Origin of the sequence: Sphingomonas sp. 3P27F8, assembly GCF_005502745.1 — a bacterium.
In the GTDB taxonomy this organism is placed as follows: domain Bacteria; phylum Pseudomonadota; class Alphaproteobacteria; order Sphingomonadales; family Sphingomonadaceae; genus Sphingomonas.
Genome location: NZ_SCNL01000014.1, coordinates 26,483 through 52,273, shown reverse-complemented (window position 1 = coordinate 52,273; position 25,791 = coordinate 26,483). Strand labels below are relative to the sequence as shown.

At 66.7% G+C, this 25,791-nt stretch carries 33 protein-coding genes; 2 read left to right on the top strand and 31 right to left on the bottom strand.

The features are described from left to right. Positions 1 to 65: 65 nt before the first annotated feature. The 21 genes from FFS35_RS15550 to FFS35_RS15450 form a co-directional block, all read right to left on the bottom strand. Positions 66 to 584, bottom strand: coding sequence for a hypothetical protein (locus FFS35_RS15550; RefSeq protein WP_010409110.1), 519 nt, complete (start codon positions 582 to 584; stop codon positions 66 to 68). 22 nt (positions 585 to 606) lie between these two features. Then, positions 607 to 864, bottom strand: a complete 258-nt coding sequence (locus tag FFS35_RS15545; protein ID WP_062126511.1) for a hypothetical protein — start codon at positions 862 to 864, stop codon at positions 607 to 609. 29 nt (positions 865 to 893) lie between these two features. Beyond that, positions 894 to 2,714 (bottom strand): reverse transcriptase domain-containing protein, encoded by a 1,821-nt coding sequence (locus tag FFS35_RS15540; RefSeq protein WP_231729953.1) that lies wholly within the window; start codon positions 2,712 to 2,714, stop codon positions 894 to 896. Positions 2,715 to 3,541: 827 nt separating this feature from the next. Further along, positions 3,542 to 3,736: a hypothetical protein gene (locus tag FFS35_RS15535; RefSeq protein WP_010409103.1), complete on the bottom strand. Its 195-nt coding sequence runs from the start codon at positions 3,734 to 3,736 to the stop codon at positions 3,542 to 3,544. Further along, positions 3,733 to 4,281, bottom strand: coding sequence for a hypothetical protein (locus FFS35_RS15530; protein WP_035386550.1), 549 nt, complete (start codon positions 4,279 to 4,281; stop codon positions 3,733 to 3,735). The genes FFS35_RS15535 and FFS35_RS15530 overlap by 4 nt, the downstream gene beginning before the upstream one ends. Positions 4,282 to 4,303: 22 nt before the next feature. Continuing rightward, positions 4,304 to 5,425 (bottom strand): phosphoadenosine phosphosulfate reductase family protein, encoded by a 1,122-nt coding sequence (locus FFS35_RS15525; RefSeq protein WP_010409098.1) that lies wholly within the window; start codon positions 5,423 to 5,425, stop codon positions 4,304 to 4,306. A 6-nt stretch (positions 5,426 to 5,431) separates the two neighbouring features. Further along, entirely contained in the window at positions 5,432 to 6,148 is a 717-nt protein-coding gene (locus FFS35_RS15520) for a hypothetical protein (RefSeq protein WP_062126508.1), read from the bottom strand. Positions 6,149 to 6,192: 44 nt separating this feature from the next. Then, entirely contained in the window at positions 6,193 to 6,702 is a 510-nt protein-coding gene (locus FFS35_RS15515) for a hypothetical protein (protein ID WP_010409093.1), read from the bottom strand. Between the two features lie 64 nt (positions 6,703 to 6,766). Next, positions 6,767 to 7,081, bottom strand: coding sequence for a hypothetical protein (locus tag FFS35_RS15510; RefSeq protein ID WP_010409090.1), 315 nt, complete (start codon positions 7,079 to 7,081; stop codon positions 6,767 to 6,769). Between the two features lie 16 nt (positions 7,082 to 7,097). Beyond that, a complete protein-coding gene (locus FFS35_RS15505; protein ID WP_010409087.1) occupies positions 7,098 to 7,391 on the bottom strand; it encodes a hypothetical protein in 294 nt (97 codons plus the stop codon). A gap of 77 nt (positions 7,392 to 7,468) precedes the next feature. Further along, the gene (locus FFS35_RS15500; RefSeq protein ID WP_062126506.1) at positions 7,469 to 8,275 is read right to left on the bottom strand and encodes a hypothetical protein; all 807 of its coding nucleotides are present in this window, start codon (positions 8,273 to 8,275) and stop codon (positions 7,469 to 7,471) included. A gap of 11 nt (positions 8,276 to 8,286) precedes the next feature. After that, positions 8,287 to 9,291 (bottom strand): hypothetical protein, encoded by a 1,005-nt coding sequence (locus tag FFS35_RS15495; RefSeq protein WP_062126503.1) that lies wholly within the window; start codon positions 9,289 to 9,291, stop codon positions 8,287 to 8,289. A 50-nt stretch (positions 9,292 to 9,341) separates the two neighbouring features. After that, positions 9,342 to 9,701, bottom strand: a complete 360-nt coding sequence (locus FFS35_RS15490) for a DUF3768 domain-containing protein (protein ID WP_062126565.1) — start codon at positions 9,699 to 9,701, stop codon at positions 9,342 to 9,344. 43 nt (positions 9,702 to 9,744) lie between these two features. Then, the gene (locus FFS35_RS15485) at positions 9,745 to 10,710 is read right to left on the bottom strand and encodes a hypothetical protein (RefSeq protein WP_062126500.1); all 966 of its coding nucleotides are present in this window, start codon (positions 10,708 to 10,710) and stop codon (positions 9,745 to 9,747) included. Continuing rightward, on the bottom strand, positions 10,707 to 10,901 hold the full coding sequence (locus tag FFS35_RS15480; RefSeq protein WP_062126497.1) for a hypothetical protein: 195 nt from the start codon (positions 10,899 to 10,901) through the stop codon (positions 10,707 to 10,709). Before FFS35_RS15480 ends, FFS35_RS15485 begins: the two co-directional genes overlap by 4 nt. 1 nt (position 10,902) lies before the next feature. Further along, positions 10,903 to 12,600, bottom strand: a complete 1,698-nt coding sequence (locus FFS35_RS15475) for an ATP-binding protein (protein WP_062126492.1) — start codon at positions 12,598 to 12,600, stop codon at positions 10,903 to 10,905. 93 nt (positions 12,601 to 12,693) lie between these two features. Beyond that, entirely contained in the window at positions 12,694 to 12,879 is a 186-nt protein-coding gene (locus tag FFS35_RS15470) for a hypothetical protein (protein WP_024310655.1), read from the bottom strand. After that, complete coding sequence (locus FFS35_RS15465) at positions 12,876 to 14,150, bottom strand: hypothetical protein (protein WP_024310654.1); 1,275 nt, start codon at positions 14,148 to 14,150, stop codon at positions 12,876 to 12,878. The genes FFS35_RS15470 and FFS35_RS15465 overlap by 4 nt, the downstream gene beginning before the upstream one ends. Then, positions 14,147 to 15,352, bottom strand: coding sequence for a DUF87 domain-containing protein (locus FFS35_RS15460; protein WP_010408937.1), 1,206 nt, complete (start codon positions 15,350 to 15,352; stop codon positions 14,147 to 14,149). The genes FFS35_RS15465 and FFS35_RS15460 overlap by 4 nt, the downstream gene beginning before the upstream one ends. Positions 15,353 to 15,368: 16 nt before the next feature. Then, on the bottom strand, positions 15,369 to 15,923 hold the full coding sequence (locus tag FFS35_RS15455; RefSeq protein ID WP_062126489.1) for a hypothetical protein: 555 nt from the start codon (positions 15,921 to 15,923) through the stop codon (positions 15,369 to 15,371). 13 nt (positions 15,924 to 15,936) lie between these two features. Then, complete coding sequence (locus FFS35_RS15450) at positions 15,937 to 16,605, bottom strand: hypothetical protein (RefSeq protein ID WP_035386547.1); 669 nt, start codon at positions 16,603 to 16,605, stop codon at positions 15,937 to 15,939. 173 nt (positions 16,606 to 16,778) lie between these two features. On the opposite strand from FFS35_RS15450, the gene FFS35_RS15445 reads away from it, so the two are divergent. Continuing rightward, positions 16,779 to 16,961 carry a CsbD family protein gene (locus tag FFS35_RS15445; RefSeq protein WP_016510257.1) on the top strand — a complete coding sequence of 61 codons (183 nt, stop codon included), beginning with the start codon at positions 16,779 to 16,781 and terminating at the stop codon, positions 16,959 to 16,961. Positions 16,962 to 17,413: 452 nt separating this feature from the next. Here the strand turns inward: FFS35_RS15445 and FFS35_RS15440 are convergent, their stop codons facing one another. Further along, complete coding sequence (locus tag FFS35_RS15440) at positions 17,414 to 18,721, bottom strand: hypothetical protein (protein ID WP_062126483.1); 1,308 nt, start codon at positions 18,719 to 18,721, stop codon at positions 17,414 to 17,416. 75 nt (positions 18,722 to 18,796) lie between these two features. Here FFS35_RS15440 and FFS35_RS15435 point away from each other — a divergent pair, with 75 nt between their 5' ends. After that, positions 18,797 to 19,321, top strand: a complete 525-nt coding sequence (locus FFS35_RS15435; RefSeq protein ID WP_016510268.1) for a hypothetical protein — start codon at positions 18,797 to 18,799, stop codon at positions 19,319 to 19,321. Between the two features lie 63 nt (positions 19,322 to 19,384). Here the strand turns inward: FFS35_RS15435 and FFS35_RS15430 are convergent, their stop codons facing one another. The 9 genes from FFS35_RS15430 to FFS35_RS15390 all read right to left on the bottom strand — a co-directional run bounded on the left by FFS35_RS15430 (position 19,385) and on the right by FFS35_RS15390 (position 25,749). Further along, entirely contained in the window at positions 19,385 to 19,903 is a 519-nt protein-coding gene (locus tag FFS35_RS15430) for a thermonuclease family protein (RefSeq protein ID WP_037447358.1), read from the bottom strand. Continuing rightward, entirely contained in the window at positions 19,900 to 20,145 is a 246-nt protein-coding gene (locus FFS35_RS15425; RefSeq protein ID WP_079247040.1) for a hypothetical protein, read from the bottom strand. Before FFS35_RS15425 ends, FFS35_RS15430 begins: the two co-directional genes overlap by 4 nt. After that, positions 20,142 to 20,750: a hypothetical protein gene (locus FFS35_RS15420; protein ID WP_231729971.1), complete on the bottom strand. Its 609-nt coding sequence runs from the start codon at positions 20,748 to 20,750 to the stop codon at positions 20,142 to 20,144. Before FFS35_RS15420 ends, FFS35_RS15425 begins: the two co-directional genes overlap by 4 nt. 52 nt (positions 20,751 to 20,802) lie before the next feature. After that, positions 20,803 to 21,447 (bottom strand): hypothetical protein, encoded by a 645-nt coding sequence (locus tag FFS35_RS15415; RefSeq protein ID WP_010408914.1) that lies wholly within the window; start codon positions 21,445 to 21,447, stop codon positions 20,803 to 20,805. Between the two features lie 51 nt (positions 21,448 to 21,498). After that, positions 21,499 to 21,690, bottom strand: a complete 192-nt coding sequence (locus tag FFS35_RS15410) for a hypothetical protein (protein ID WP_024310640.1) — start codon at positions 21,688 to 21,690, stop codon at positions 21,499 to 21,501. Between the two features lie 84 nt (positions 21,691 to 21,774). Continuing rightward, positions 21,775 to 22,089, bottom strand: coding sequence for a hypothetical protein (locus FFS35_RS15405; protein WP_010408907.1), 315 nt, complete (start codon positions 22,087 to 22,089; stop codon positions 21,775 to 21,777). A gap of 40 nt (positions 22,090 to 22,129) precedes the next feature. After that, positions 22,130 to 22,621: a hypothetical protein gene (locus FFS35_RS15400; RefSeq protein ID WP_016510938.1), complete on the bottom strand. Its 492-nt coding sequence runs from the start codon at positions 22,619 to 22,621 to the stop codon at positions 22,130 to 22,132. Positions 22,622 to 22,636: 15 nt separating this feature from the next. Then, positions 22,637 to 23,575 (bottom strand): zincin-like metallopeptidase domain-containing protein, encoded by a 939-nt coding sequence (locus FFS35_RS15395; RefSeq protein ID WP_062126480.1) that lies wholly within the window; start codon positions 23,573 to 23,575, stop codon positions 22,637 to 22,639. A gap of 125 nt (positions 23,576 to 23,700) precedes the next feature. Then, entirely contained in the window at positions 23,701 to 25,749 is a 2,049-nt protein-coding gene (locus tag FFS35_RS15390) for a ParB/RepB/Spo0J family partition protein (protein ID WP_037447387.1), read from the bottom strand. Positions 25,750 to 25,791: the final 42 nt, after the last annotated feature.

The following is a 25,791-nucleotide window of genomic DNA, read 5'->3' as shown; positions in this document are numbered from 1 at the left end:
ATCCGGTCCCTCTCTCCTTCCGGCGCAGCCGGTGCCGGCATCGTCGCGAGGCGATGCCGTGCCGTTCAGCGAGGCGGTCGCGGATGTCGCATGAGGCGCTTCCGGGCGGCCGACAGATGATCGATCGAGCGTTGCAGGAAGAAGGCGTGCGCGCTGTCGGATTCGAGTGTCCCCAACCGGCGTTCGAGCGCCGTGATACGGTGGTGGATCGCATCGATCGTCAGCATGATATCGTCGAACGAGAGCGCGACGACGGTCTGCGGATAGGGATAGGGCAGCGCCGGCGCGACGAAGGCGAGGAAATGGGGCTGCACGGGCAAATGGTGCAGGAGGGCGGTCGCGACCGCGCGGCGGATCTGGGAGGCGCCGTGGACGAGTTCTGCTAGCAGCACGTCCATCGCCATCGGGCGGACGATGCGCAGTGCGCCGGGGTCGAGGGTGACGGCGATCGGATCGGTCGAGGCGAGACCGATGACGCCCTCCGACAGGATGGCGAGAACGTCGCCTTCCTCGATGCAGGGACCGTCATCGAGACAGGCGTCATGCGCGGCTTCGCTGGTGTCGAAATAATGGACGCGATACATGGGCTGGTCCCTTTCTGCTGGGTCAGGAATATTCCGGGCGACGTGCGGGAAACCGCGTGGGCGGGAGGCCGGAGAAGCTGAAGGCGCGGAAGCGTCCGCCGGTGTAGGCAGCCGAATCCACCGGCGGGCGATGCCGCTGCAGGCGCTCGAGCAGCCGGTTGGCGCGGCGCATCGCCGCGACCGCGGCCTCGTCGTGGTAATGGAGGGCGATCACGCGGACGAAGGTGCCGGTGTCGTACCGTAGGGTAGGCAGGGTGGCGTCTACGAGAGAACACCCCACTGCCCCCCTCCGAACCGGACGTGCAACTTTCACTGCATCCGGCTCTCCGCTCCGGGCACTGTAGAACGAAAGTCCGGCAGCTTCCCTGCATGAAGGAGTTGATGACAGGGCGCGCAAAGCGGCCTCGTCTTCCGGGCCCGTTCGGCGTGAAGCCTCCGGAACACCGGCCCATCCCTCATGCGACGCACGGGGTTGCTGTGGTGAAGATGGAACGGTCCATCGGTGCCGCCACATGCGGAGCATGCTTGGGCGAGCACTCGGTCAGTCAGGTTGGTCCTGCTTAACCGAAGAGCTTCCGTGCGAGGCGTGTTGTCGACCGACGGCCAGAACACCGGCCTACGATCGAGTTCCGCCAGTCGCCAAACCGCGATCCTCCTCTCATCCCTCCCAACGCCGATACGCACTACGTACCTGCCCGGGCCAACCCTGAGGCGCCGGAGCGAAGCCATTAGGCTTGTCCGATGCTTGTGCGCGAGCGTCTTGAACAGACTACCGCGCCAGAGAAACTCGAGCTTGTTGAGTGCGCCTTTCACATCCACGGCCAAGGCATAGTAATTTGCAAAGCCGCGAAGTTCGGCGTTGTAGACCTTGACGATCTCCGCATCATCCATGTGAAGCAGGCCCGGACGGTGCACAGCCCGTCCCAAGTCGAACTGACCATAGCCGTGCCTCTGGCTGAACGATTGCACCTTGTCGCGCGGGACCAGCAACTGAATTTGATCCGTCACCGTCCGCTTGACTGCGACGATGCCCGTCCGTGCCCGTTGTTTGACGAGCCGGTCGGACGCCGTGCGAGTGCGCACGTCGTAGCCAAGGAACCTTGCTCCCTTCCGAGCCTCGCGGATCCCGCTTTTCAACGGGGACGTTCGGAGCTCAAGCTCGCTCGCGAGGAAGCCCTCGATGGCGGCCTTGATCTCTTCGGCCTCGGCCCGGCTGCCGATAACCCCCAGAAGGAAGTCGTCGGCGTACCGGACGTAGCGAAGGCGTCGAAAGTCTGGATCGAACGGGTCCGTCGCGGGTAGCTTGCGCATCGCCGCGAGCGTCTCCTTTATTCGGTCCAGCCATGGTTGGATTTCATCAACCTGCCCTTTGTCACGCAGCGCAGCCACGCGCTTCCGGGCGTACTCGGAACGGCGCTGAAGGTGCCTGTATTCCGCCGATTTGCGACGTTGGGCACCCTTGTCGAAGCCAGCGACGAGCCCTTCCACATAATGGTCAAGCTCGTGCAGGTAGACGTTCGCGAGCAGAGGCGAGACGATGCCTCCTTGCGGCGTGCCACTATAGGTTTCGTGGAAACGCTGCTGCTCCAGATACCCTGCCTTCAGCATCGCACTGATGAGAGCGGTAAACCGCCTATCATCAATGCGACGTTCAAGCAGGCTCAACAATTTCTCGTGAGAGATGTTGTCGAAGTATCCTTCGACATCGACTTCGATCAGCCACTTCACGCCCTTCCATGTCTTGCGGACATGGTCGAGCGCCGTGTGACACGACCGCCCCCGTCGAAAGCCGTGTGACCGATCAGAGAAGATCGGTTCATAGACTTCGTTCAGGATCATCCTGACCACTTCCTGCACCAGTCGGTCGGTTGCAGTCGGGATGCCGAGCGGTCTTGTTTTACCGTTGGTCTTGGGGATGTGGACGCGCCTGACCGGCTGCGGGCGATACGTGCCCGCCGAGAGTTGCGCGATCACCGCATCGATCCGGCTTTCGTCGAGATCGGTTACGGCCTCACGGTCGATGCCGGGGGTCTCTGCCCCACGGTTCTGTTGGATGCGGCCCAAAGCTTCCACCCACAAGGAGCGGGATAGCAGCAGTCGGAACACACCGTTCACACGTTTGCCGGTCAAGGCAATCGTTCCAAGTGATTCCAGCCTTTTCAAGGCGGCACAGGGTTGCATCAGCAGACCTCCGCCCTGGTTCGATGCTGGATCGAAGCTGCCGCACTTCCCCCGCTCGGTTGCGCTTTCGCTCGGGTCACCCCGAACTTATACGGCCGACCGTCCCTCACCGAGGCAAGGGCTGTCCCGGCAATTACGCCGGGTGTTCGGGTAATATTGCGGCTCCGCCGCCATACAGGTCGATAACTCGACCAGCTACAGGCGGTCCCGTAGTTACGCGTGAAAGGAGATAAGCTAACGGTCTTAGGTGGCCTTTTCATCTCTAGTCCTCCGAAGGAGGTCACGCCGACAAGGTTGGCCGGTCAAGTCGATGGTACGGACTTGGCCGCTTCTCGGGTCCGAGCTGGTAGAGTGGACCCGACGCGTCGGTGCGGGGTTTCAGTCGCTTTCCTCGCCGCCAAGGGTTTAGGCCGCGAGAGATTGGGCTTCACGCAGTGTAGCGTTCACCATAACCGTCTTGCCCTGACCCGTTGCTTCAATGCGACTATTCACTTTGGGCCTTTTCCGAGCATGCTATGGTCCCGTTCTCCTTTCGAAGTTTCAGCCCGAGGGCACCGGTAAGCTCGGTGGGCAGATGCCATTGCCAACAAGCATCACGTCATCAGACGCACTCCTTTCTCGCGCCACAACGGCGCACACCATCCCCCTTCCTCGGGGCCGCCCCAGGCACGGTCGATTTCGTAGAAGGCGAGGATGCTGCGCATGGGGTCAGCTCCGGTTGTCACCGGGTCGGATGATCCTCCCGGTTCATAACAGCCGGTCCCCCTTCCCCTTCCTCAGACGTCCGGTGCTTCGTCGGGACGCTGGTGGCGCAGCGCACGCGCGAGCGCCCGCTTGCGGGCGGTCGCCGCGGCGCGCGACGGATAGGCGCCCGAGAGGCGAGAGGGGTGTGACAAGCTGTTGTCGAACACGACCCAGCCCGTTGCGGTATGGGCGACGTGCATCCCGTCGCTGCGCGAGGGGGTGGTCATGACGGGCGCGCCCGCCTGATCGCGGCCTCGGCGATGAGCTGGCCGGCAAGCGTGTTGCGATGCGACGCGATCCGGCTGTCGGGCGCAGCCACGACTTCGGCCGCGCGTGTCAGCAGCGCAGCGAGGTCAATGTCCGACATCGGCGCCGGGTTGGTCGCGGATCGCGCGGGTTCTTCCCCGGCCTTGTCGAGCATCAGCACGAGGATCGAGGGCTTGATCTCTTCGTCGAGCGGTCGACTGTCGGCGACGAACTTGCCGCCACGCGTGATCGCGAACGCGTTGAAGGTGGGTGATACCCCGTTATCGGCGTTGGGGATCGTGGTGCCGCGGTCGTGGAACTGGATGTCGATGAAGCGGGGCGGGCCACCATAAGTGGATTCGAGAAAGCAGAAGGTGACGCGGCGACCCTCGCTGGTCTTCGCCGTGATCGTGAACGCGCCGTCGGGCACGTCGATTGGTTTGTGCGGCACGTCGTTGTAGCCGGCGAAGCCCGCGGCGATCGCGTCGGCGCGCGTCATGACGGGGAGATCGGTGATATCGGGCATGATGAAAGCTCCTTGCTCTGGATCAGGCGGCACGCTTCAGCGCGATCAGGTCGGAAAAGCGGTCTCGCACCGCGCCGGCATTGGGATAGAGATCGGCGAGACCGTGCCGCGAGAGGATCGGTGCGCGGGACGCGGCGATGATGCCGGCCTCCTCGATGGTGGGAATGCGCGGCGGCCAGCCTTTGACGTAGCGCAGGTCGGGCGGCATCGCGGCTTCGAGCCGTCGCCGCTCGGCGGCATCGGCCTTGGCGAGGGAAATCCGGTTCCTCAAATTACCCGGTATGTGACGCGGTGCGACGTCGGCGAGCCAGCGTGCGGGCTGGAACGAGAAGGTTGAGGTCGCCTCGAGGCCGACCAGGTGGAGCAGCGCGGGACGGTTCGCCGGTGCCGAAGCCGATGCCTGGGCGTCGCCGAGCGATTGAAGGACGCAAAAGCGGCACGACAGTCGTGACGACTGGTAACAGGTGTAGGCGACGTGCAGCGGGATGCCGAGCGTATCGTGCGCGGCGAAGACCTGTGGTGTCGTCCAGTGCGCGATCGGGTTCCACAGCATCATCGCGGTGCCGTGCGGATTGCCGGCAGCGGCGTAGCGCGCGTCTGCTTTCCATTCGGGTGTGCGTGACCGAGCGATGCTCTCGTCGCGGCGCAGTCCCAGCACGTTGATGATAGTCTGGCCGCGCAGCAGTCTGGCGAGGTGCGGCCCGATGACATGGGCCTTCATCTCTGAGGTGCAGAAGCGCAGCGCCGAGGATGACCAGGGACCGATCAGATTATAGGTTTCGAGTGCCTCGTAGCGCGCCTTGCCGTTGGCAAAGCGCGTGGCCCAGCGGTCGAACAGGTCGCCGGCGTTGCGCCGGACGATCGTCAGCGGGACGCCGGCGTGGGCCGCGAGATCCTCGACCGTCGCGGGCGTTTCGTCCCATTCGGCACGGCCGAGGTCGGCGTGAATGGCGATACGCCGCTCGCGCGGATGGCCGAGCGCATCGAGGATCAGGTTGACCGCGAACATCGCGGCCGAGCTGTCCTTGCCGCCCGAGAGGTTGAAGACGATCCATGCGCCGCGTTCGACCGCGTCGAGGATGGCGGGCGGCAGGGCGAGGGCCGGAAGGCCGGCGACCAGGCCGCGTCCGATGTCGATGAACATGGCCGTTCAGGCCGCGAGCGGCGCTGGCAGCGCCAGCCACTCGGGTTCGTCGTTGGCGATGACCGGATCGTGTGCGCGGGCCTCGGCTTTCGAGAACACGGTCGCGCTGGCGAGTGCCCCGAAGCCGTCGTCGTTGTTCCAGAAGACGGCGTGGCCGTCCTGGTCGCGCGAGGCGAGCACGAAACCGAAGCGACCCTCGTGACCATGGGTGTCGGGATCGGCTGCGGCGCTGCGCGCGGCGCGATCGAGGATGTCCTGGGTGCTGTGGAACGTCAGCCCCGCGTCGGTAATGATGACGCAGCCGCTTCCGAACTCGCCGGGGCGCAGCCGGTCGCAGTCGGAGATCCATGCGAACCCGCAGGGGAGCGCGGACTTGCAAGCGCGGAAGATGAGCTGGGCGACCTGTTCGACGCCGAATTGATCGCCGCTGAAGAATACGCGCGCGTTCCCGTCTTCGCCTTTCCAGTCGATGTCGATCGCGCAGTCGAGATAAGGGAAATGCCAATCGTCGAATATCTCGAGGAAGCTTTCGAACTTCATCGGCCCCTTCGCCGGGAACACGGCGTGAAACGCGGGATCGAGCGCGTCATATTCGTGGGCGAGGTCGGCATCGTCGCCGTTGGTGTCGAGGATATCGACTGCCTGTTCGGCAATGGTTAGCAACGCCGCGTCGGCGTGGCTCATGGTCAGCGTGAACGCGGCCTTGGTGTAGGTGTTCGCCATGGGAATGCTCCGAAATGATGGGAAATCGCTCTGTGCGGTCGCGCTCAGGCGTCCGCGGCCTCGGCGAGACGCGCGTTGGCGGCCGCGGCCTCGGCGGGGTAAGCCTGCGTGAGATTGCCGTGCAGGACCGCGAAATCCGGGATCGGGAAAAGACCGTTCGGCCCGGGCCGGGTAATCAGCAGCGCGCTGATGACGGCATCGGCCGGATCGGCATGGACGATGGTGGGCGTCTCGCCGTTATACTCGACCGGCGCGGTGAAGCCCGCCTCGCGCCAGGTGGCGAGTCCCTCCTCGACGCGTGTCGCATAGTCGGCGACGGCCTCGTCGAGCTCGTTCTCGATATGGAGGACGAGTTCGACATAGCGACCGAAATCGTGTCGGTTGGACAGGCCGGCGAGGCGGCATCCCGGGGGCGGCGGGCCGTAGCGTGCGATCAGCGCGGACTTGTAGACCGCGATTTCGAGGCGGTTGAGGCTGTCGAAGTTGGGCGACTGGCCGAGTTGCGCGCAATCCTCCTCGGCGGGACCGGCACCGAGATCGATAAAATATGGCATGGGGCTCTCCGTCGATCGTCATTGATCGACGCGCCCCATCCCCCTCCCCTTTCTTGTCGGGTACTCAGTCGCCGAAGAAGCGGCGCTTGATGGCGATCTGCGCCTCGCCATCGGACTGGCCGAGGGTCATCAGCCGGTCGGTCTCGAGCGTGATCGCGAGATCGGCGGGAAGATCGGCCCAGCGTGAGGCGATGGTGACCGCGGCGGCCGCTGTGGTCAGCTCGCCGGGGTGCGCGCCATGCCATGCGACGGTTTCGTCCTCACCCGTGAGATGCGGGTGCGGGCGCAGCACCTGGACGAAGAAGGTGCCAAGCGGGCGGTCCCACCCGATGCTGACGCTGGTGCCGGGTTCGATACCGGGAAACTGGTGGCGGCTCATGGCGATCCTTTCAGGGTCAGTGCAGCGAGATCCACTCGCCGTGCCAGGGGCGCGGGTGCGGGTAGAAGCGAAGAACGCCTGGAACATCGGTTTCGCCGCTGGCGAGGCGTTCTTCCAGCCAGAGGATGTAGAGCGCGGCGTCGGCGAGATCGCCGGCGAGCAGATCGTCGAGCATCGCGGCCTCGCGCGCGGTCTGTTCGTCGAGCGCGGACCAGTCCAGCGCATCGAGGAAACGGTCGCGTCGATCGGTGTAGCGCGCGATGCGGGCAGCGTCGGCCTGGACGCTGGCGATGGCGAGATGGATATCCACGGGCGGTGCTCCTTCCGGCATGTCGGTGACATGCCGCCCGCTCCCGCTCCCCTTCCCTCGCGCCGCTGGCGCGGGGATCATGCCGCGAGGATTTCGCGGATCGCGTCGCTCCGGCGCGGATAGGCAAGCCGGGGCAGATCGCGCGCGGTGCGCCGGGCGTCGCGCGTCAGCTCGAAGCAATAGGTGAATAGCGGGCTTTGCCGGTGCGGGCGGAGCAGATTGTCGGCACGGAGCCGCGCGAGCCAGTCGGCGGGGTGTTCGTGCGCCTCCGGCCTCGGCGCACCGAGCCGCACCAGCTGGTCGATCGCCCCGGCATGGCCGGATTCGAGGTTGCGGATCTTCGACAGCGTTCTCTCCGAGATCGTCTCGCCGGCGATGCGCAGCACCGTCCGCGGCCTCGTGCGGCCGCGATAGGCGCCCGACAGCGCGGCATAGACGACGCCGCAATGGCCGAAGGCGGGATCGGAGAAGCTGACGACAGCGTCGATCCGGGGCTTGGCGAGGCGCAGGAGGCGGAAGGCGCGCGACGTGAAGAAGCTTTCGCCGTTCGCGGCGACCGAGGGCAGGCAGATGAGCCGTTGCAGTACGCAGCCCCGAGCGGGATCGGCATAGCCGGTGTGCCGGGTGATGACCGCGCCGGTCGCCGGCACGCCGAACACGATGAGACCGACCAACGTGGATCTGCCCGGGTCGCCCGGACCGAACAGCCCGCAGGCGAGCTGGGCGGCGGGATAGCGCGGGAGGTAATGATGGTCGGCGAGGAATGCGCGGGCAGTATCATGGGCGACGACATCGACGGCGTAGCGGCGCGGGTCGATCACGCTGTCGCCGGCAACGAACAAGCTGCGCCGGTCGCGCCAGCGCTGGGAGCGGTCGGTGAGCATGGTTACCTCCGTCAGGCCGCGTCGGCGTAGATCTCGGCCGCCCAGGTCTCGATCCATCCGGTGGTGATCTCATCGTGATCGAGATCGCCGCTCTCGATCAGGGCGCGGATCTCGGCGCGAGCCTGCGCGATCGCGCGTTCCCAGGGGTCGGCGGTTGGTGGCGGTGGAGCAGACGCCGCGGCCTCGGGCAGGTGTCGCGGTGTTTCGAGCGTTCGCGCGCATTGCGTGCGATACCAGCGTTCCATGAAGTCGGCGCCGAGCGCGTCGGTCTTGGCGATGCGATGCCTGAGCGCGTGCTGTCGCACGCCTACGCCCCATCCCTGGCTGTCTATCGAGGCGATCCAGCGTGCGAACGGCGTGAGGTACGGCAGGGCATCGCCTTTCACCCCGAAGAGGTGCGCCTTGACGCCGATCGGCAGGATGCGGGTCAGCCGCTCGACGACGGCGATCAGCCCTTCGGGACCGTGGATCGGTCGCCGGCACATGCTGCCGATGCCGACGACGGTGCCGGGCAGGATCAGACCGCCGATCGCGTCGTGTGAACGGACGTAGTCGTCGGGCACGCGGCCCTGCAGCACGGGCATCAGCCGGTCGCGGATGGCCAAGTCGTCGGCGCGGGCAAAGCATTCTCGGTTGGTGGCGGTGGTGCGCGCGATGCGGTCGAGCACTTCCTCGCGGTCGTGGGCAACGCCCTCTTCGCAGCAGTAATCGACCGACGAGATGCGTCGGAACGGCCATGACGCGGCGAGCGCCATGTAATCGGCGATGCTCCAGGGAAGCCCGCCATAGCGGACCATCATGGTGTAACCGGCGGAATCGAGGTCGACGCTGGCGAGCGGTCGCGCGTTGGCGAGCGTTCCGGTGCGCCATCCCGACCACTCGCGCCAGCCATCGGCCTTGCGCCAGCGCGACAGACAATTGGCCGAGATCAGCACCGGTGCTTGCAGCGCGACCGCGCGCTGAAGGATAGGCCCGTTTGCGAGATGCGGCAGGCCGAGGATGATCTCGATCGTCATCGTCTAGCGGCCAGCTAGCTGATAGCTGTCGGCCATTCCGACAATACGCATCACAGATCCTCGCGCAGCATGAGCGTGAGAACACGGCGCGTGATGCTGGCGTCGGCGGGGTCTTCCGATCCCCATTCCAGCGCCACGTCATAATAATCGATACGGAAGTGTATCGTCTCGCCTGACAGCTCGAACTGGCCGCGATCGCGCTCGGGACAGTCGGCGGGGAAAGTGTAGCGGCGCAGCGCCTGCAGGACATGCGCCTGGGCGACGGCTTCCGAGGCGAGCGTGCCGTTCGACAGCGCGCCGAGGCACGCGCGCGTCATGACGATCTTCGCGGTGCGGTCGAACCCCTGGCGGCAACGGTCGTTGAGCCTGGCCACGGCTTCGAGGCGCGTTTCGGTGGCGGTCGAAATCATGTGATGATCCTCCGTTTGGTCGATAGCGATGGTGGCGGGGACTTCAGGCGGCGAGCGCGTCGCTTCGTCCCCGGCCTCGTTCGGGAAAGGCCGCATGGAAGCGGTCGAGCCAGTCGCCCATCGTCGGGCGCTCGCCGAGCGGGATGACGGCCGCGACATCCTGGAACCGGATGAGGTCGAGCGGCGCATCGCGGATGATCCGGTCGATCTCGTCAGCCGGCAGGAGGTGCTCGTCGCGGATGAAGGCGGTCATCGATCCCGGGCGCGCGCGGGTCGATCTGCGCCACAGGCCCTCGACCGTGTGCAGTCGCGGGGCGGCGCGTGCCTCGACCAGCACGATGAGTCGCAGGCACCATTGCGGGAGGCCGCGGATTTCGCTCGGATGGTTGGCGATGCACAGCCAGCACGCCGATTTGGGTGGCACCGGCAGACCCTCGGCCTGGATGCGGGCGACGCAGTCGGGCCGGTCCCATCGCCATTCGCGCAAGGGGTACTCGCAGTCGTACAGCGGATCGTCGATCGACAGCGCATGGTTGGCGCGCGCGGTGTCGCGCGGTCCGGCGTCATAGCCGATCAGGCGAACGACGCGCTGCCCGCGCGCCCAAGCGTCGACCGCTGGTTGCCAGGTCGACAGGAATTTGTCCTGCGGCGCCTTCTTGTATTTGAGGCTGCAACTCGACCCGCCGAGCGACTTGCTCGGCAGCGTGGCATTGGTCAGGCACATCTCGAGGATGCCGTAATAGGGCGGCCAGTGCTTGAATCGCTTCGGGACATAGCTGACCAGCTCGAAACGGATACCGCGGTCGCGCATCCAGGGCCGGATCACGTCGAGATATTCGTAGGTCGCCGGTTTCTCGACCGAGGTATCGGCGGTCAGCACGAGGTCAGGCGCTTCGCCGCGCGCGTGCTTCTCGATCAGCAGCGCGGTGCTGTCGACGCCGATGCCGTAGGCCAGCACCACTGGTGGCGGCGGCGCCAGCGGCACGACCGGAACTGGCGCGCCGGTCATGGCGCCTCCTCCGGTTCTAGATAGGTGTCATAGGGCGCACCGGCAGACTCGATCCAGCTACCCTCCTCGTCGAGATTCTCGATCCGTGCGAGCAGCGCCGCCTTCAGCTGGCGCGCATCGACGTCGTGGCCCTTGTCGTCGTTCGAGACGAGGCTGAAGGCGAGCGTGTAGGCGTGGTTGTAGCGCGCCATGTCACGCGTCCTCCGCCGCGGCCTTGGGCGCGGCGGGAACCGCGCGGGGCGTGATCGTCACGTCGAGCCGGTCGCGATTGATGACGACGGTGACCGTCCGGTCCTCGGGGACGAGGAAATAATGCCCCGCCAGCTTGTCGCGAATGCGGTTCTCAAGCGCGGCATCGTCGCCTTCGAGCAGGCCGATGATTCGTTCGGCGGCATCGGCCTGGAAGCGCTCGAGCTGCGTATCGTAGCTGTCGGCATCGCTGTCGTCGCTGGCATAGAAGATCGCGCTTTCGAGGATGTCGGCGACGCCGAGCGCGGTGATTTCGCTGCCCCGGCGGACGAAGACGGACGTCTCGTCGACCGAGTTGCACGACCATTGGTCGGGTGCGAAGGCGACATCCGCGTCGGTCGATACCTCGATGAATGCGCCGGCGTGGCTCATCGTCGCCTCGAGCGTGATAGCCTCGACCCAACCGTTTTCCGCCTCGGCGGGGGCTTCGCGGCTGTCGGAGACGATGAAGGTGCGGTCGCCCTGGGTGACGCGGAACCGCATATCCTCGACACGGGCGAGGATATCGTACCAGCCATAGCCCTTGAACGCGTCCTGGGCCTCGACCAGCGGACCACCGAACGGATTATGCTTCGCGATCGCCGCCTGCGCGGGTTGGCCGATCAGCGCATCGAAGTCGGGCATCAGCACCATGCCGGTGTCGGTCACGCGTGCGCCGCTCTCGTAGTTGCGCGAGCTGTCGGCCGCATAGGCGGTCCATGCGAACAGATAGGGCTCGGCTTCGGGTAGTGCGATACCGAGCGAGCGCGCCTCGCGCCAGTCATGCGCCGACAGCCGGTGCGTCCCCGCGGCCTCGATCGCGCGGTAGATCGCGAGCCGGACCGCATCGCGCAGGGCGGCGATGCCGGTGTTCTCGACCACTTCCTTGCGCGCCGGGAGGACGAGCTGGATTTGCGGCGCGTCGAAGATGTCGACCCGCGCGATCCAGTGGCCGCCCCGGTCGACTTCCTGAACATACGGCAGGTCGCACGGGATGGTCAGCCCGTGGAAGTTGAGGCGTCCGTCGCGCGAGGAATAATGCGAGGGGTGTTTCTGGAACACGCCGATGCGCACGCCGTACCATTCCTCGACATGGACCGCGTCCTTCAGCCAGTCCTCCTGCGGAAGGACCGCGCCGTTCCAGGTCACGGGAACCGGATAATGTTTGGCGGCGCGGGCCACGTCGCGCTCGAGCGTCTTCAGCCACTCGTCGGGCACGCGCACGGTGATCGCGGTGCCGCGCATGATCGGATCGGGTTCGATCGCGATCGGGCGGCTCGTCTCCCACGCCGAGGCCGGGATATGCGCCATCCAGCCCTGGCGGTCGGGTTTCGAGAAGGAGCGGATGATGACGTCGCGGCCTGCGAGGCTGAACACGCCCATGCCGGCGGGATCTTCGGCGCGGCGCGTCTCGTCGGACCAGCCCGAGCGGCCGAGCGTGACGATGCTCACCGGATCGGCGATGCCGTGGCCGTCATCGGTGATGTGCAGGAAGTGCTCGGCGCCGGCGCCGTTCAGCGCGAGCGCGACGCCGGTCGCACCGGCGCGGCGCGCGTTCTGGAGGAGTTCGCAGATGACGTCGAACGCGGTATTGTTGAACAGGCGCGTGACCTTGGCGATCGTCTCGGGGGCGACCGCGGTCGCGATGGTGGCGGGAATCATGGGAGTGCGCTCCTGGAAAAGGGCTCAGGCGTCCGTCACGCCTTCCCTCCCCGCTCCCTCTCTCCTTCATCGGCGCATCGGGCCGAGCCCTGGTCAGCCTGCCTTGCCGTCGCGGAACGCGCCGACCACGGTGCCCGCGTCCCAGTGACCGCTGAGGATACCGCGACGCGGGACCGAGTTGATCGCATAGCGCCGCGCCGCGAGGAGGCGGGCACGCCGGGTGTCGCGGTCGATCGGCGCGCCGGTTGCGATATCGCGGGCGAGGCGAAGCGGCGTCATGGCTTTTCCTCATCGATTGTGCCGGGGATGGCAACATGGTCGGTGACGCCCGTTCCCGAAGGATCGAGCGCGATAATTTCGGCGAGCGTCCAGGGGGCTGCGCGGCGCGGGCGACGCGAGAAGCGAAGCTCGTGCTTTTCGGCATATTTGTGGACCGCTGGATATTTGCGGCCGATCGCTGCCGCAACATCAGGCAGCGCGACGCCGAAGTCGTGCGCGATGCGCAGCGCCCGGATCTCCTCTTCGGTCCATTTCCGGTGATAGCCGTGGACAAGGCCGAGGATGTTCGCGCGCGTGAACAGCGAAGCCTTGGTGCGACCCATCTTCGTCGCCAGGGCGTCCATCGGCATCGTGCCGTAAAGGTCGCGCAGCCTTTCCAGATCATTGTCGCTCCACACCGGCCCGCCCCGGAACCCGTCGCGGTTGGCATGTGTGCCGCGCAACCCGAGATAGTCGGCGCGCCAGCGGATAGAGCATTTCGTGCGGCCGAGCCTGGTCGTGAGCGGGGTCAGGCTTGCCCCGTCGGCATAGGCGCGGATGAGCAGTGTGTCTTCGTCAGGGGTCCAGTTGCGGCCCCATCCCCGGCCATAGCCGAGCTTGCGCAGGTGCGGCCCGAAGCCAGCCTTGGTCCTGCGCGGAAAGCCCTCTGTGGCGAGAATGTCGATGATCGCGATATAACGAAGCCCCTCCCCGGCCAGCGTCAGCGCCCGCGTCGCCTCGGCCTCGGTCCAGTCAGCGGGCTTGTTGGGATGGCGCAAACCGAGCGCGTTGGCACGGGTCGCGGTGCCGGACAGCGGGCGTCCGATCAGCGTGGCGATCTGTGCGATCGGGATCGCCTGCGCGTAGCCGGCGCGCAGCTGGGCATCCTCCCAGTCGCTCCATTTTGGAGGATTTCCTTCGGTCAGCCCGAGCACGCCCGCGCGGGCATAGACGCTGGTGCAGGCGCGGCCGAGATCTCCAGCGAGATCGGCCGTGGGGCGAAGGCCATATTCGCGGGTGAGCCATGCGTCTTCGTCGGTCGACCACGGACGCGACGAATTGCGGCGCAGGCCCAGTTTGGCGATCTTGTCGCGCACGCCGGCGCGGCCGCGACCGAGCGCGGCGACGATGTCGTCGATCGCAGCGTCGTCGCAGAACATGCGTTCGACCGTGGCGATCTCGTCGGGGGTCCAGGCATCGTGCCGGAACGGCATCTCGCGCAGGCGCCCGCACGGCTCGGGCAGCTTCGGACACGCGACCAGCTCGACGATATCGGGCGCGAGGTCGGTCACAGCGACACCACGGCGACGTCGCTCAGCCGCGCGCGCAGCCGTGCATGCAGGCGGGCGATGCGGTCGTCGCCCTTGGGCATGGTGTCGACCGCGGCGATCGCCGACAGGAGGTTGAGCGCGCGGTCGGTGCGCTCGGCGTCGAGCGACAGGTGCCGTGCGAGGTCGCGCGCGGTGCTGGCGTTGGGGGAGATGCGCTTCAGCGCGTCCATGATCGCGGCCGCGTCGGTCGCAGCGGGATCGAGCAGGAACGCGTCGAGCGCGCGCGTGCCCTTGAGGGCGATGGCGGGGCCGTGGTCCGCGACCTCGGCCAGGCCCGCGAGATCGAGCAGCTTCGCCGCCTCGTCGGCATCGACGGACGCGGCGGCACGCAGTTCCGGGGTCTTGCCGAGATGTTCGGTGATGGTGGGATCGATATGCGCCAGCACCGGGGTTGCCGACAGCGCCGGACCCATCGCGAAGAAATCGCCGGGGGCGAGGTTGCGCAGCAGGTCGGCGTCACGCGCGGGAAAGCCGAGCAGGTCGGCCGCGCGCGCGATGTCGCGGTCGAAGACGTTGAGCCCGACCAGCACGTTCTGCAGCTCGGACACGACCGAGGTGGAGAGCTTCGCGAGGCGCTGGGTGGCGATGACGGGGGCGAGACCGCGCTTGCGGCCGCGCGCGCACAGGTCGGTCAGGGTGGCGACGCCGAGCCGGCGGGCATCGGCATCGAGCGCGGAACCGGCGACATGCGGTGCGAGCAGATGGCCCTCGTCGATGCACACCAGCATGGTATGCGCCCAGTCCTCGCGCGGTGCGCCGACCAGGCCGGCAAAGAACGCGGCTGCCTTGATGATCCGCTGGTCGGGATCGAGGTCGGTGAGGTCGATGTGCATCGACAGCCGATGTCGCCGGCTGCGCGTCGCCGCGGCCGTCAGCCCGTCGGCGGTGAGTTCGACCGCGCGGATCGTGGTCGCGCCGATATGGCGGGCGAGGTTCTCGAATTCCCCCTCGGGGTCGACGATCGCAAGCGTCGTATAGTCGAACGCCTCCTCGATGATCCGGCGCAAGGTCCTGCTCTTGCCCGCCCCGGAGCTGCCCTGGATGAGCAGGCGTCCGGCAAGCAGGCGATCGAGGTCGAGGCTGAGCGTGCCGGTCGAATGATGGCCGAGCGGTACGCGATTGTCCGCGGCCTCGGGCGCGCGAATCGGGGTGACACAGGTCATGGCGTGGTCCTCCGGGTCAGGCGGCGTCGGCATCAGGGGGCGCCGGATCGTTGGCTGGGATGGCGGGAGCGTCGGGATCGGGAGCGGGCGCACCATCGAGCGTCCGCCATTCGAGCATGTCGTCGCTTTCGCGCTCGCAGTCCTGGCAGGTGGTGGAATCGTAGGTGCTGAGCAGCACCCAGGCCTGTTCGGGCTCATCCCAGGCCGCGACGGCGTCCTTGGTGACGTTGTCGCTGCCGCAGTCGTCGCACACCGGCTTGACCCGGGAGGCGGCAGGCGAGCACAAGCGATCCCCGGTGCAGATCGACCAGTCACCGTAGAATTTGCCGTCGTAGGGCAAGCAGTCGCCGGCGAGCTGAATGGCGTGTTCGCCGTAGCCGTCGTGGAAATGAATTTCCGAATTCGGGAAGAACTTTTCCAGGACCGCCTTCGCGCCGCGGATCTTCACCTCGCTGCCATAGGTGGTGTGGACATAGTCGAGCGGTCCGATCGCGGGGCCTTCGCAGCCCCAGTCTTCGACGTCCTCGTCGGGCGTGGCGCGGCCGTGGAACAGATAGAGATAGACGCTCATCGTGGCGGTCCTTTCAGGCGCTGGGGAGGAGGTGCGCGAGCGCGCTCGCGTCGACCTGTTTGGAGATCGGGGCGGTGCTTTCGACGCGGACCGCGTCGAGGCTCTCGAACGTCTCGGGCATCTGGCGGCGTTCGTAACGGTCCTTGTCGACGAGACCGTGGATCGGCGCGCCCTCGTGGCGCGCGAAGCCGAGCGCATCGACGCTGACGACACGGCGGAAGACGCAGCCGACCTTGCCCTCGGGCACCCAGTCCGCCCAGGAACCCGACGCCGAGACGCTCTCGTACTGGCCGATGATCACCTGATAGGCGGCGCGGCGGCGGACGACGTGGCTGTCGTGGATCGACACTTCCTCGCCGGTCAGCGCGGTCCAGCGGTCGGGATGCCAGCAGCGCACCGAACGGCGCGCGTTCTCGACCTGCAGGGCGATGCCCGGAATGGGCAGGCGGCGAAACTCGCTGCCGAAGGCGTAGAGCACCAGCGCGTAATCGACGTCTTCCTCATAGTAAGGATCGTCGCGGCGCAGCGCCTCGGGCATCGCGGCCTGGCGTTCGTCCGACAGGACATATCCGCCATGACTGGGTGTCGATACGCGCCAGATGCCGGGCAGGACCTGGTCAGCGCGGTCGGGTGCGTCCCAGGGTGTCGTCTCAGGGCGTGGGCTGGGCTGGAACCGGGTCATCTGTCGTCTCCCTCAATGGATTCGACAGATTCCCTCTCTCTCTCCTCCCCCTCGGCAGACCGGGATGATGGCGGCAGGCAGGGTCGTTCATGGTGCAGCCGTGACTGGCCGCACGGATCGCGCTCACGCGCAAAGTGTTCTCAGTCCTGATATTTCACGACAGGAGATCGATCATGGGTGAAGCAACCGACAAGCTGAAGGCGGCAGGCAACAAGCTGGCCGGCAACGTCAAGGAAAGCATCGGCAAGGCGACCGATAACGCCAGTCTCGAAGCCGAGGGCAAGGCGCAGAAGGTCAAGGGCGCCGGTCAGGACGTCAAGGGATCGGTCAAGGGCGCGCTCGGCGACGATATCTGACCCCCCCGACCTTCGATGACACGATCGGGCCGCTTCGGGCAACCGGGGCGGCCTTTTCCTTGCGCGCCGGGAATCCGGGATTTCGAGCGCCACCTTTGAAGATCGACTTGAGGCTGCGCGGGCGCTCGGCTAGCCGTGCCGCGACCACGGTCATCCAGATCGCATCGCACCCCGTGGACGGCCTCGCGCCGCGCGCCTGATTGCAGCGCAGATGCTTCAGCAGGCCGTTCGACAGCGATCGCCGTCCACCCGCGCTGCGCAGCGTGACATGGTCGAACGTCGGGTAATCGGGATGATGGCGGGCGAGGCGCCGCGGGCTCGGCAGGGGCATCCCGCATCCGGCGCACAGCGACGACTGCGCCCAGCGCAGGATCCGCCGCTGGTTTCTGGCTTGGGTGGTCGATGCCATGATGCGAGAATGGTGGCCCTGGATTAAATTCCTGCCAACGACGTCATCCGATGTGCAGCTGGTCAAGCACGGCGGTTTCGAGACTGTCGCCTTCGAGATCCTCGGCATGGATCGTCACGACGGGGGCGATCTCGCGAAGTTTCTCGACCTGGCGCAGCTTCAGCCCGAGCGCATCGGCGTCGTCGCCGGTGACGACCTCGAGCGCCGCCTCGATCACCTCGCCGGTGGTGAAATCACGCAGGTCGAGAAGGAGGTCTGGACGCATCTCGCCGATCGACGTCGCGATATCGAACAGGAGCCGCTTGAACCCGACGCCGATGCCGCGCCGGCGAAGCCGGTACTGGAGATCGAGCAGGCCGACGATCGTCTTGCGTTCGGCGAGATTGTGGATCGCGACGAAATTGGCGGGGCGCGCGATCGGCTGCGCATAGGCGCGCAGGCACGCATAGCCCTCGCGCGGGTTGTGCTCGCCGACGACGGCCAGGACCAGATACGGCGGTCCGATGTGGCGCTGGTGGACGCCGATGTGGCGGATGCGGTTCTTGACGATCAGCTCGCGCCCTTCGGCAAGCGTGATGGTCGAGCCGGAGACGTCGATCGCATACAGGAGGAGGAAGGCCTGCGGGGCGTGCTCGCTCGGCCATTTCTTCGCCGCCTCGCGCAGTTTCGCGAACACGACGCCGCGTTCATAGGGGTCGATATGGGTGTAGAGATGGCGCGCGAGCGGGATGCCCGGTGCGATCTGGACCCGCTCGGCCGCGGCGCGCATCGCCGCGAACTCGCTCGCCATCGATGTCGTGCGCGGCTCGCCGACCTCGAGTGGTTCGACGACGTTGACCTGCGCCATTTCCATCAACTGCCACAGCAGGCGCGCGAGGCGCGGGATCGCGACGCCGCGGGTGCGATCGTCGGGTTCGCTGTCATCAGGGAGCTGCGCCAGCTTCTCGGGGGCGAGCCGGTGCGCCGAGAACAGCCCGTCGGGCTCGTTGATCGTGCGCGGGGTGGTGGTCGCCTTCTCGCGGATGCGGGGCGGCGCCTGCTCCCGGAAGAACGGGCAGTCGACGTCATGTTCGGGGCGACGCTGGCGGATGCTGGTGAGCCGGCGCAGGTAATAGGTTTCGGCTTCGGAGAGATAGGCCGGCGAGAGTAGCGGCGGGTCCGTCCCCTCCCCCAGGCAGTCGCAGGCTATCCACTGGTGATGATCGCGTGCCTTGACCACCATGATGACCGAGGCGCGGTGATCGCTGTCCTCGCCTTCGCCTGTGTACCAGCGCACCAGCGCCTCGCGCACCACGTCGGGTACGGGCGAGCGCAGGGTAAGACCCCGGGTATCGCGTGGGACGAGCCACATGGTGGTGAAGCTACTCCATAATGCTTGCCTTGTCGCCTTTGTTCACGTTACGTTCAATGAACAAAGGAGCTGGCCATGAAGCGTTCGGAATTTATCGGAGAGTTCGACCTCGATGCGGTGCTCACCGAATTGTCGGTCGATCTGGATATTCGCGTTACCCGGCGCATGCTCGCGGGGGCGTGCATCGGCAGCAATCCGGAGGATGCGTATCTCTCGGCGCGCGAGTTGCGGGAATCGCTCGAATGGATCCACGAGGGCGAGAACGAGGGCAAGGTCAAGCTGACCACGATCCTCAGCACCGCGTGCGACGATTTCCAGCGGTGCCTCTATTATTGCGTCGCCGGCAAGGGCGTCGTGACCATGCTCGACGATCTCGTCTGGCTGGAGAAGCTGCTGGAGGCGCGCGGTCGCATCGCCGGGCACATCTATCGCAACAAGCTGCCGGTGAAGCCGCTGGTCAATCCGTATGTCGCGGCCGAGCCGGATGGTCCGTTGGGCCGCTTCGACCCCGCGTTCGCGATCGGCGCGTCCTGGTCGCATGACCCGGGACCCGATTACGATTCCGACGATCGTGGCCCCGGTCCGAAGCTCAAGGGCTGACGACAAAAAGAAAAGGCGGTTCGGCAAGGGAGCATGCCGGACCGCCTCTTCCAGGGGGGGATATCAGTAACGCGCCTCGCACGCGAGCCGTTCCCCGCGCCGCCAGCGCGCCGGATCGATGAATTCTCCCGCATAGGCGCCGCGGCCCGCTGATCGCGCCTGTTCGGCCGCAGCGACATAGCGCGCGGCGCGCTGCGGATCGCCGCGCAGATATTGCGTCGCCGGCACCGCCAGACCCTGCAGGATCAGTTGCTCGCCCAGGTCGTAGCCGTCGACCGTGACGATGGCGATCGGACGGCCGTAGCTGCTCGCGCCGGTCATGCGGATCGTGGCGACACTGCTCTTGAGGATACGCGAGGCGGAATCCTGCGCGAACTTGCCGCACGGATAGCAGGCACCGTCCTTCGAGCACATCTGCTTGCGCTCGAAGGCGTCGGCCCCCGACAGGCGGAAATCGACCGAGACCGTGTCGCCGTCGATCGCCCGCCCCTCGCCGGTGATCGTCGCCCCGTCGCGGCCTTGGGGTTCCCCTGCCCCGCAGGCGGCGAGCGCGGCGATGCCGAGGAGCAGGGCGCCCCTCATGCGTAGCGCAATTCGACTTCGACGTTCGGCCCGTCGACGATGACCGGGAGGACGCGGAAGGGTTGCAGCGGATCGCCGGTGCGCACGATCGAGACCTGGCGTGCGCCGGCATCGAACATCCGCATGGCGACGCGCTGGGCATGGGCTCGGCTGCAGAGCTGCGACCGCTTCGGGCTGGGTGTGACGGGCGGATACGGGGCGGACATGGCGATGATCCTGACGTGGGGGATGTCGGCGATCAACCGAACACCGTCTTGTGGACGCGAGTTTCGGGCTTGGGCGGCACGAGTGTCCACGCCCATTTGCGAAGGTTACCGATCCGATATTTCGGGTAGCTGTTGCCGGGGATCGCGAGCGAGATCTTGCGGCCGCGCTTGTGGACGATGAACTCGTCTCCCTCATAGCCGTCAACGAAGGTGACCTTGCTCGGCAAGCGGATGTGCATGCCGTGTTCGAGCGGGCGTACCGGGGTCGCGAGCCGCTCGAGGCAGCGTCGGCGCCAGTCGAGCGCACCGGGATCGTCGGTATCGCCGAGCAGCGAGAGGATGCGCTCGGGGCATTCGGCCTCGCAAGGCCCGGCGTGTTCGGTCATATCCTTGTAGGCGAACACGAATCCGTCCTTGGCCCGCGGATTCCAGCTGACCAGGCAGACGGCCGCGAAGGCGGGTTCGTCGGTGCCGTCGGTCGACGGCACCACGGCCGCGTACCAGACCTTGTTGCGCAGGCAGGAAGAGGCGATGACGCGCAGCGCCTTGCCCTTCCCGTCGGCATCGCGGTTGTCGTAGGTGAATTGCGCGTCGAGATAGGCTTTGGGGCCTGTGTGCGGGAACATCGACGACAGCGGCATGCTTAGCCAGCCCATGATGGCGGTCCTTTCGCGTGTGTGGACGGGTGATCGATCAGCCGAACAGGCTGACCGGCTCGGCGACCGGCGGTGTGAGCCGCAATTCCTTGCGCAGCCGCACGGCGAACCGCTCGGGCGCGAGCAGGTCGCGGATCGAGGCGTAGCAGTCGCGCTCCCCGAGGTGATCGTGACGACCGCTGACGCGGCGGTAGATGACCTCGCGGTCGGCCATGGTGCCGTGGAGCGATAGCTGCATCCACAGCTCCTCGCCGTGGAGGGTGATCTCGCCGGACCGGGAGGCGTGGCTGCGGTTCGAGCGAAGGTCGTAGTGCGCGGGGTCGAGCCCCAGCGTTTCGGCGAGCCGGCGCAGCGCCTTGCGTCCGTCGCTGTGGAAGCGATCCTTGGCGGCCGCATCGTGCGCGACGCCGCGCACCGCGAGCGTCAGCAGCGCCGGGTGCTGTCGCAGCTCGGCGATACGGTCCATGCAGCGCCGCTTGAGGAGCGCGTCTTCGGACTGCCGCGCGGTGACGCTTGCGAGATGGCGGGCGAGCAGGATGACCGCGGGATCGGTCTCGAAGGCGATGCCGGCGTTGCGGCAGTCGTCGATCGCGCGGGTGATGGCGTGAAGGCTTGCTCCAATCGTGACCAGCGCGCTCGGGTCGAGCGCCTGCTGGTGGCGGAAGGCGACATCGTAGGGCATGAGCGATCTCCCGAGCGCCTCACGCGCTCAGAAATTCGCTCCCCCTCCCCTTCACGATAACCAGTTACGTAATTGCTCCGGTATTTCAGGATCGATGTCCTCGCCCGGTTGCATAGGCCGCAGACCCTGCTCCGCATCGACCGCGGCCTGCAGATGACAGGCGGCAACGGTCGCTCCGTCGTCGGTCGCGTCATAAAGCGCGAGCGCCTGCCGCATTAGCGCGAGCCGTATATTATCGCTCATGCCAGTCTCCCACTACGGTCTGCCGCCATGATTGCGTTCGGGGCAAACGAAAGCAGGCCCATAATGGTTGTAACGGCCGTGCGCTCATCGCAGCCTCCATCGGCCGACAAGGTCGACCATTGCGTCACGATAGCCCCACGCATCGGGATAGATCGCAGGCTCCTGCGCGAGCCAGGCCATGACAATTAGCATGTCCTCGGAAATGATCGCGTCGCAGTTGCTGAGGTGGAGGATGGGGAAGTGGCCGTTGTCGTCACCATTCCACCACGCCAGCAGGAAGTCCGCGACGCGCGCGGCCTGCCCGGTATCGGACGAGGCGACATCCACGAGGCGGCCGATCGCGGCGCCGACCTCGTCGAAGGCGAGTGCGCGGATGAGGGGGCGGCGTTGCGGTTGCATGGTGCGTATCCTGTCCTATCGGGTGGAAGCTGTCATGCGATCAGGATGGGGCGTGCTTCCCGGCCTGGGCGATCATCACGGCGACCGCCTCGTCGAGCGCGGCGTCATCGCCGTTGACCATGCGCGCCGACGGGGTGAGGCGTTGCACGCCGGCGAACACGATGGCGGGTGTCCTGCCCTTGAGCCGATAGCAGAACACCTGGTCGCCCTCGATCGTCACCAGCTTCGTCCGGCATTGCCGGCGCAGCCGCTTCGCCTCCTCGATCCGGGTGATGAGCGCCGCCACCTCGAATTCGAGGCAGTGCGGCATGACGCTGTCGCCGAGCCGCGAGACGGGCCGGTTGGCGGCGAGCCAGGCATCGACCGCCTGTTCGGTGACGCTGCCGACGGCATGGTAATCGTCCGCGGCGCCATGACCGCGGTTCGAGGCGAGGAAGGCGCGCTGCCCATCGATCCAGATCTCGGCCGAGTAGCAGGTCGTTTCCTCGGACAAAGCGTCGACCACCTTCAGCTTGCGCAATTCGATGTGCATGGTGCGATCTCCAGGTCATGCTGCGAGGGCTTCGGGTTGGTCGATCCCGGGCGCGCCACCCGCGGCGGCGTTATGGAGCCAGGTCACCGCCTGCTCGGCTTTCGCCGCGGCCTTGATGATCGCGCTTGAATCGCCCTTCAGGATCTTCAGCCAATGATCGACGTAGCTGGCGTGGTTGTCGTGCAGCTCGCCGGGCAGATTGAGGTCGGCGCAGACCAGGCACTGGCCGATGCAGGCGACCAGCTCCTCGAACGCATAGGCGTTGTCGCCGAACTTCTTGCCGAACTCGCGGTTCAAACGCTGCGGCGCACCCGAATAATGGACATATTCGTGGGCGAGCGTGCTGGCGTAATGATCGTCCGAGCGGAATGCCCCGCGCTGCGGCAGCTGGATATAGTCGCCGATCGGCGAATAGAATGCCTGATCGCCGCCATGCCGCACGGTCGCCGGCAGGCCTCCGAAGAAGGCATCGATCGCGGCGCGGTGCCGGCTCTCGATGCGCGGTTCGGGCGGTGCGGGCACCGGATAATAATACGCCGGGAGACCGTCGATCTGATCGACGTTGAACACCGTGTACGAGCGCAGGAACCGGATATTCTTCGTCGCCGCCTCGCCGGTGACGCGGTCCGCCTCGGTTTTCGAGAAGGTCGAATAATAGACGCTGTGCGCGCCATGCTCGCCGCGCCGTACCTGTCCGCCCAACTCGGTCGCCTGTCGGTAGGTCATCCAGTTGCGGCCAGAGAACCCCTGGGCGTCGCCGATCGCCCAGAGATAGAGCGCGTTGATGCCGGTGTAGGGCGTGCCGCAATGCCGCAGCGGTCGCCCCCCTGCCCCGGTCAGTCCCCAGGGGCGCGACCAGGGCAGGACGCCGGCTTCAAGCTTGGCGATTATGAGGTTGGTGATCTCGGCCGCGACATCGCGGCGTGGCGCAGTCGATTTGCGGTGAAAGGTCATGGGAAAGCTCCCTCGATGCGCGGGCCACGCGTGACGGTCCGCGGGTAAAAAGAAGGCGGCCGCCCCGGTGAGGGACAGCCGCCAAGGTGTGCCCGGGAGACGAACGGGCCGGGGGTATCGGGGGGCTATTCGGCCGCGATCAGCGCCTCGTCGCTGTCGATCCCGGCATCGTCGGCACCGAGATCATCGGTGTCGCCGTAGTCGTCGTCGTCGAAGCCCTCATCGCCGGGCTCGTCGTCGATTGCCTCGTCGGCACCGGCGACCGACACGAGATCGAACCGCATCGCGTCGGGCACCCAGGCCAGCGCCGCGTCCTTGGTCTCCGCCTCGGTGATCGCTTCGCCGGCGAACAGCTTCTCGCAGCTGGTCGAGATCTCGCCCTTCTTCGAGGCCATGTAGCGGGCCGCGAGCGGCGCGCCCCCGACGTTGGTGAGCAGCGCCAGCAGCGTACCCTTCGACACGCGGTCGAAGAAGTTCGCCGAGGTAGGGCGCCACCATTTGGCGGGTTCGATCTCGAGGATCGAGGCGAGCCGCGCATGGAGCGGGTTGGTGGTGACCGAGCTGTAATCGGGCTTGGCCTCGAGCGAGGTCGCCACCACGACCGCGAGCCAGGCCGCCTTGGCGTCGTCGCTGAGCGCGCGGAACGCCTCGAACCGCTCGACCGGGTTCGACCCTTCCGTCCACGACGTGTCGAGACCCTCGCGGGCTTCGGCGATCGCGACCTGCGCCTGCGTGGCGGGCTGATCCTTGGGCATCTGCGGGTCCTGCGGACGCCCTGCCCGAACCGTCGTCCCGTAGCGGCCGTAGCCGTGGCTGGGGTCGGCGAGGCAGAACAGCATATAGTCGAGCGCGAGCCCCGGATCGCCGAGGATCGAGGCGGCGAGGATGTCGCGGCGCTGGACCGCCAGTTCGTCATGGAGCCGCGCGCTGAGCGGCTTGCCGCCAGGAGCGACCGCCTCGGGCGGCAGGTCGGCGGTGCGACGCGACGACGGCGACGACGGCAGCGGCCGATCGTCCCCGGGCAGGCGGATCGGCGTTTCGCTGTAATAGGTCGTGTCGAGCGTCATCTTGCCGTCGCGGCCGAGCGTCAGGAAGACGCCGACCTGGCCCTTGACCTCGTCGGTCAGCTCGGGCGCCTTGTCGTGGATCGCCTGATATTCCTCGCGCAGCCGATCCGATTCCGCATCGAGCGCGGCATAGGTGTCGTCATCGATACCCTCGTCCTCCATATCGCTCTCGATGACCTGCACGCGCTCCTCGATCTTGTCGCAGCGCGTCTGTTCCTCGTCCGTCAGCGGCGCTGCCGGCAGCGTCACGCGGTGGAGGTCGGACGTGATGCCGTAGAGGCTGGTCGTGGCGACGGGGCGCACCCATGCGACGCCCAGTTCCTCGCCGAGCCGCTTGGCCTCGGCCTCCATCAGCGAGGCAGCGAGCGTCTGCGCGAGTTCCGGGTCGGTCCAGCGGTCACCGTCCTCGCTGAACAGTTCGCGCTCGATGCGGCCGCCCGCGGCGACATAGGCATCGGCACCGACCAGGATCGCGATCGGATCCGTCGCCTTCATCGTGTCGTTGGCGATCGCGCGACGGATCTGGTCGGCGTTGACGTAGGACGAGTGACCATACTGCTCGAACACGCGCTCCTGCTTGGCCTTGTCGGCCGTCGAGCCGTAGGCCTTGGCCATCTCGTAGGAGATCTTGCCCGCGGCCAGGGCTTCGAAGATCGGTTCGGCAAGATCGGCGAGGCGCAGCCGTCCCTCGATGAAGCGGCGGGTCTGGCCAAACCGTTTGGCGACCGCGTCGACGTCACCGTCGGTCTTGAGGAAGTGCTGGAACGCGACGCATTCCTCGGCGACGGTCATCTGCTCGCGCTGGAAATTCTCGGTCAGCGACACCTCGCGCAGGTCCGCCTCGTCGCCGGTGATGATCTTGACCGGCACGTCATAGTCGGCGGCAACGATCTCGCCGGCTTCGGCCAGCATCATCGCACCGAGATAGCGGCGATCGCCGGCGATTATCTCGAACATGCCCTTCGGGCGGGCGGCGGTCACCAGCAGGTTCTGCATGATGCCGCGAGCGCGGATGCTGGCGGCCATCGCCTCGATATTCTTGGGCGGGGTGGTGCGCACGTTCTTCTCGGAACGCTTCAGCTTCGCGAGTTTGACGGTCTGGGTCATCTATCGTCTCCATGAGCGGGAAAGTGTCCGGTGCACGGGTGT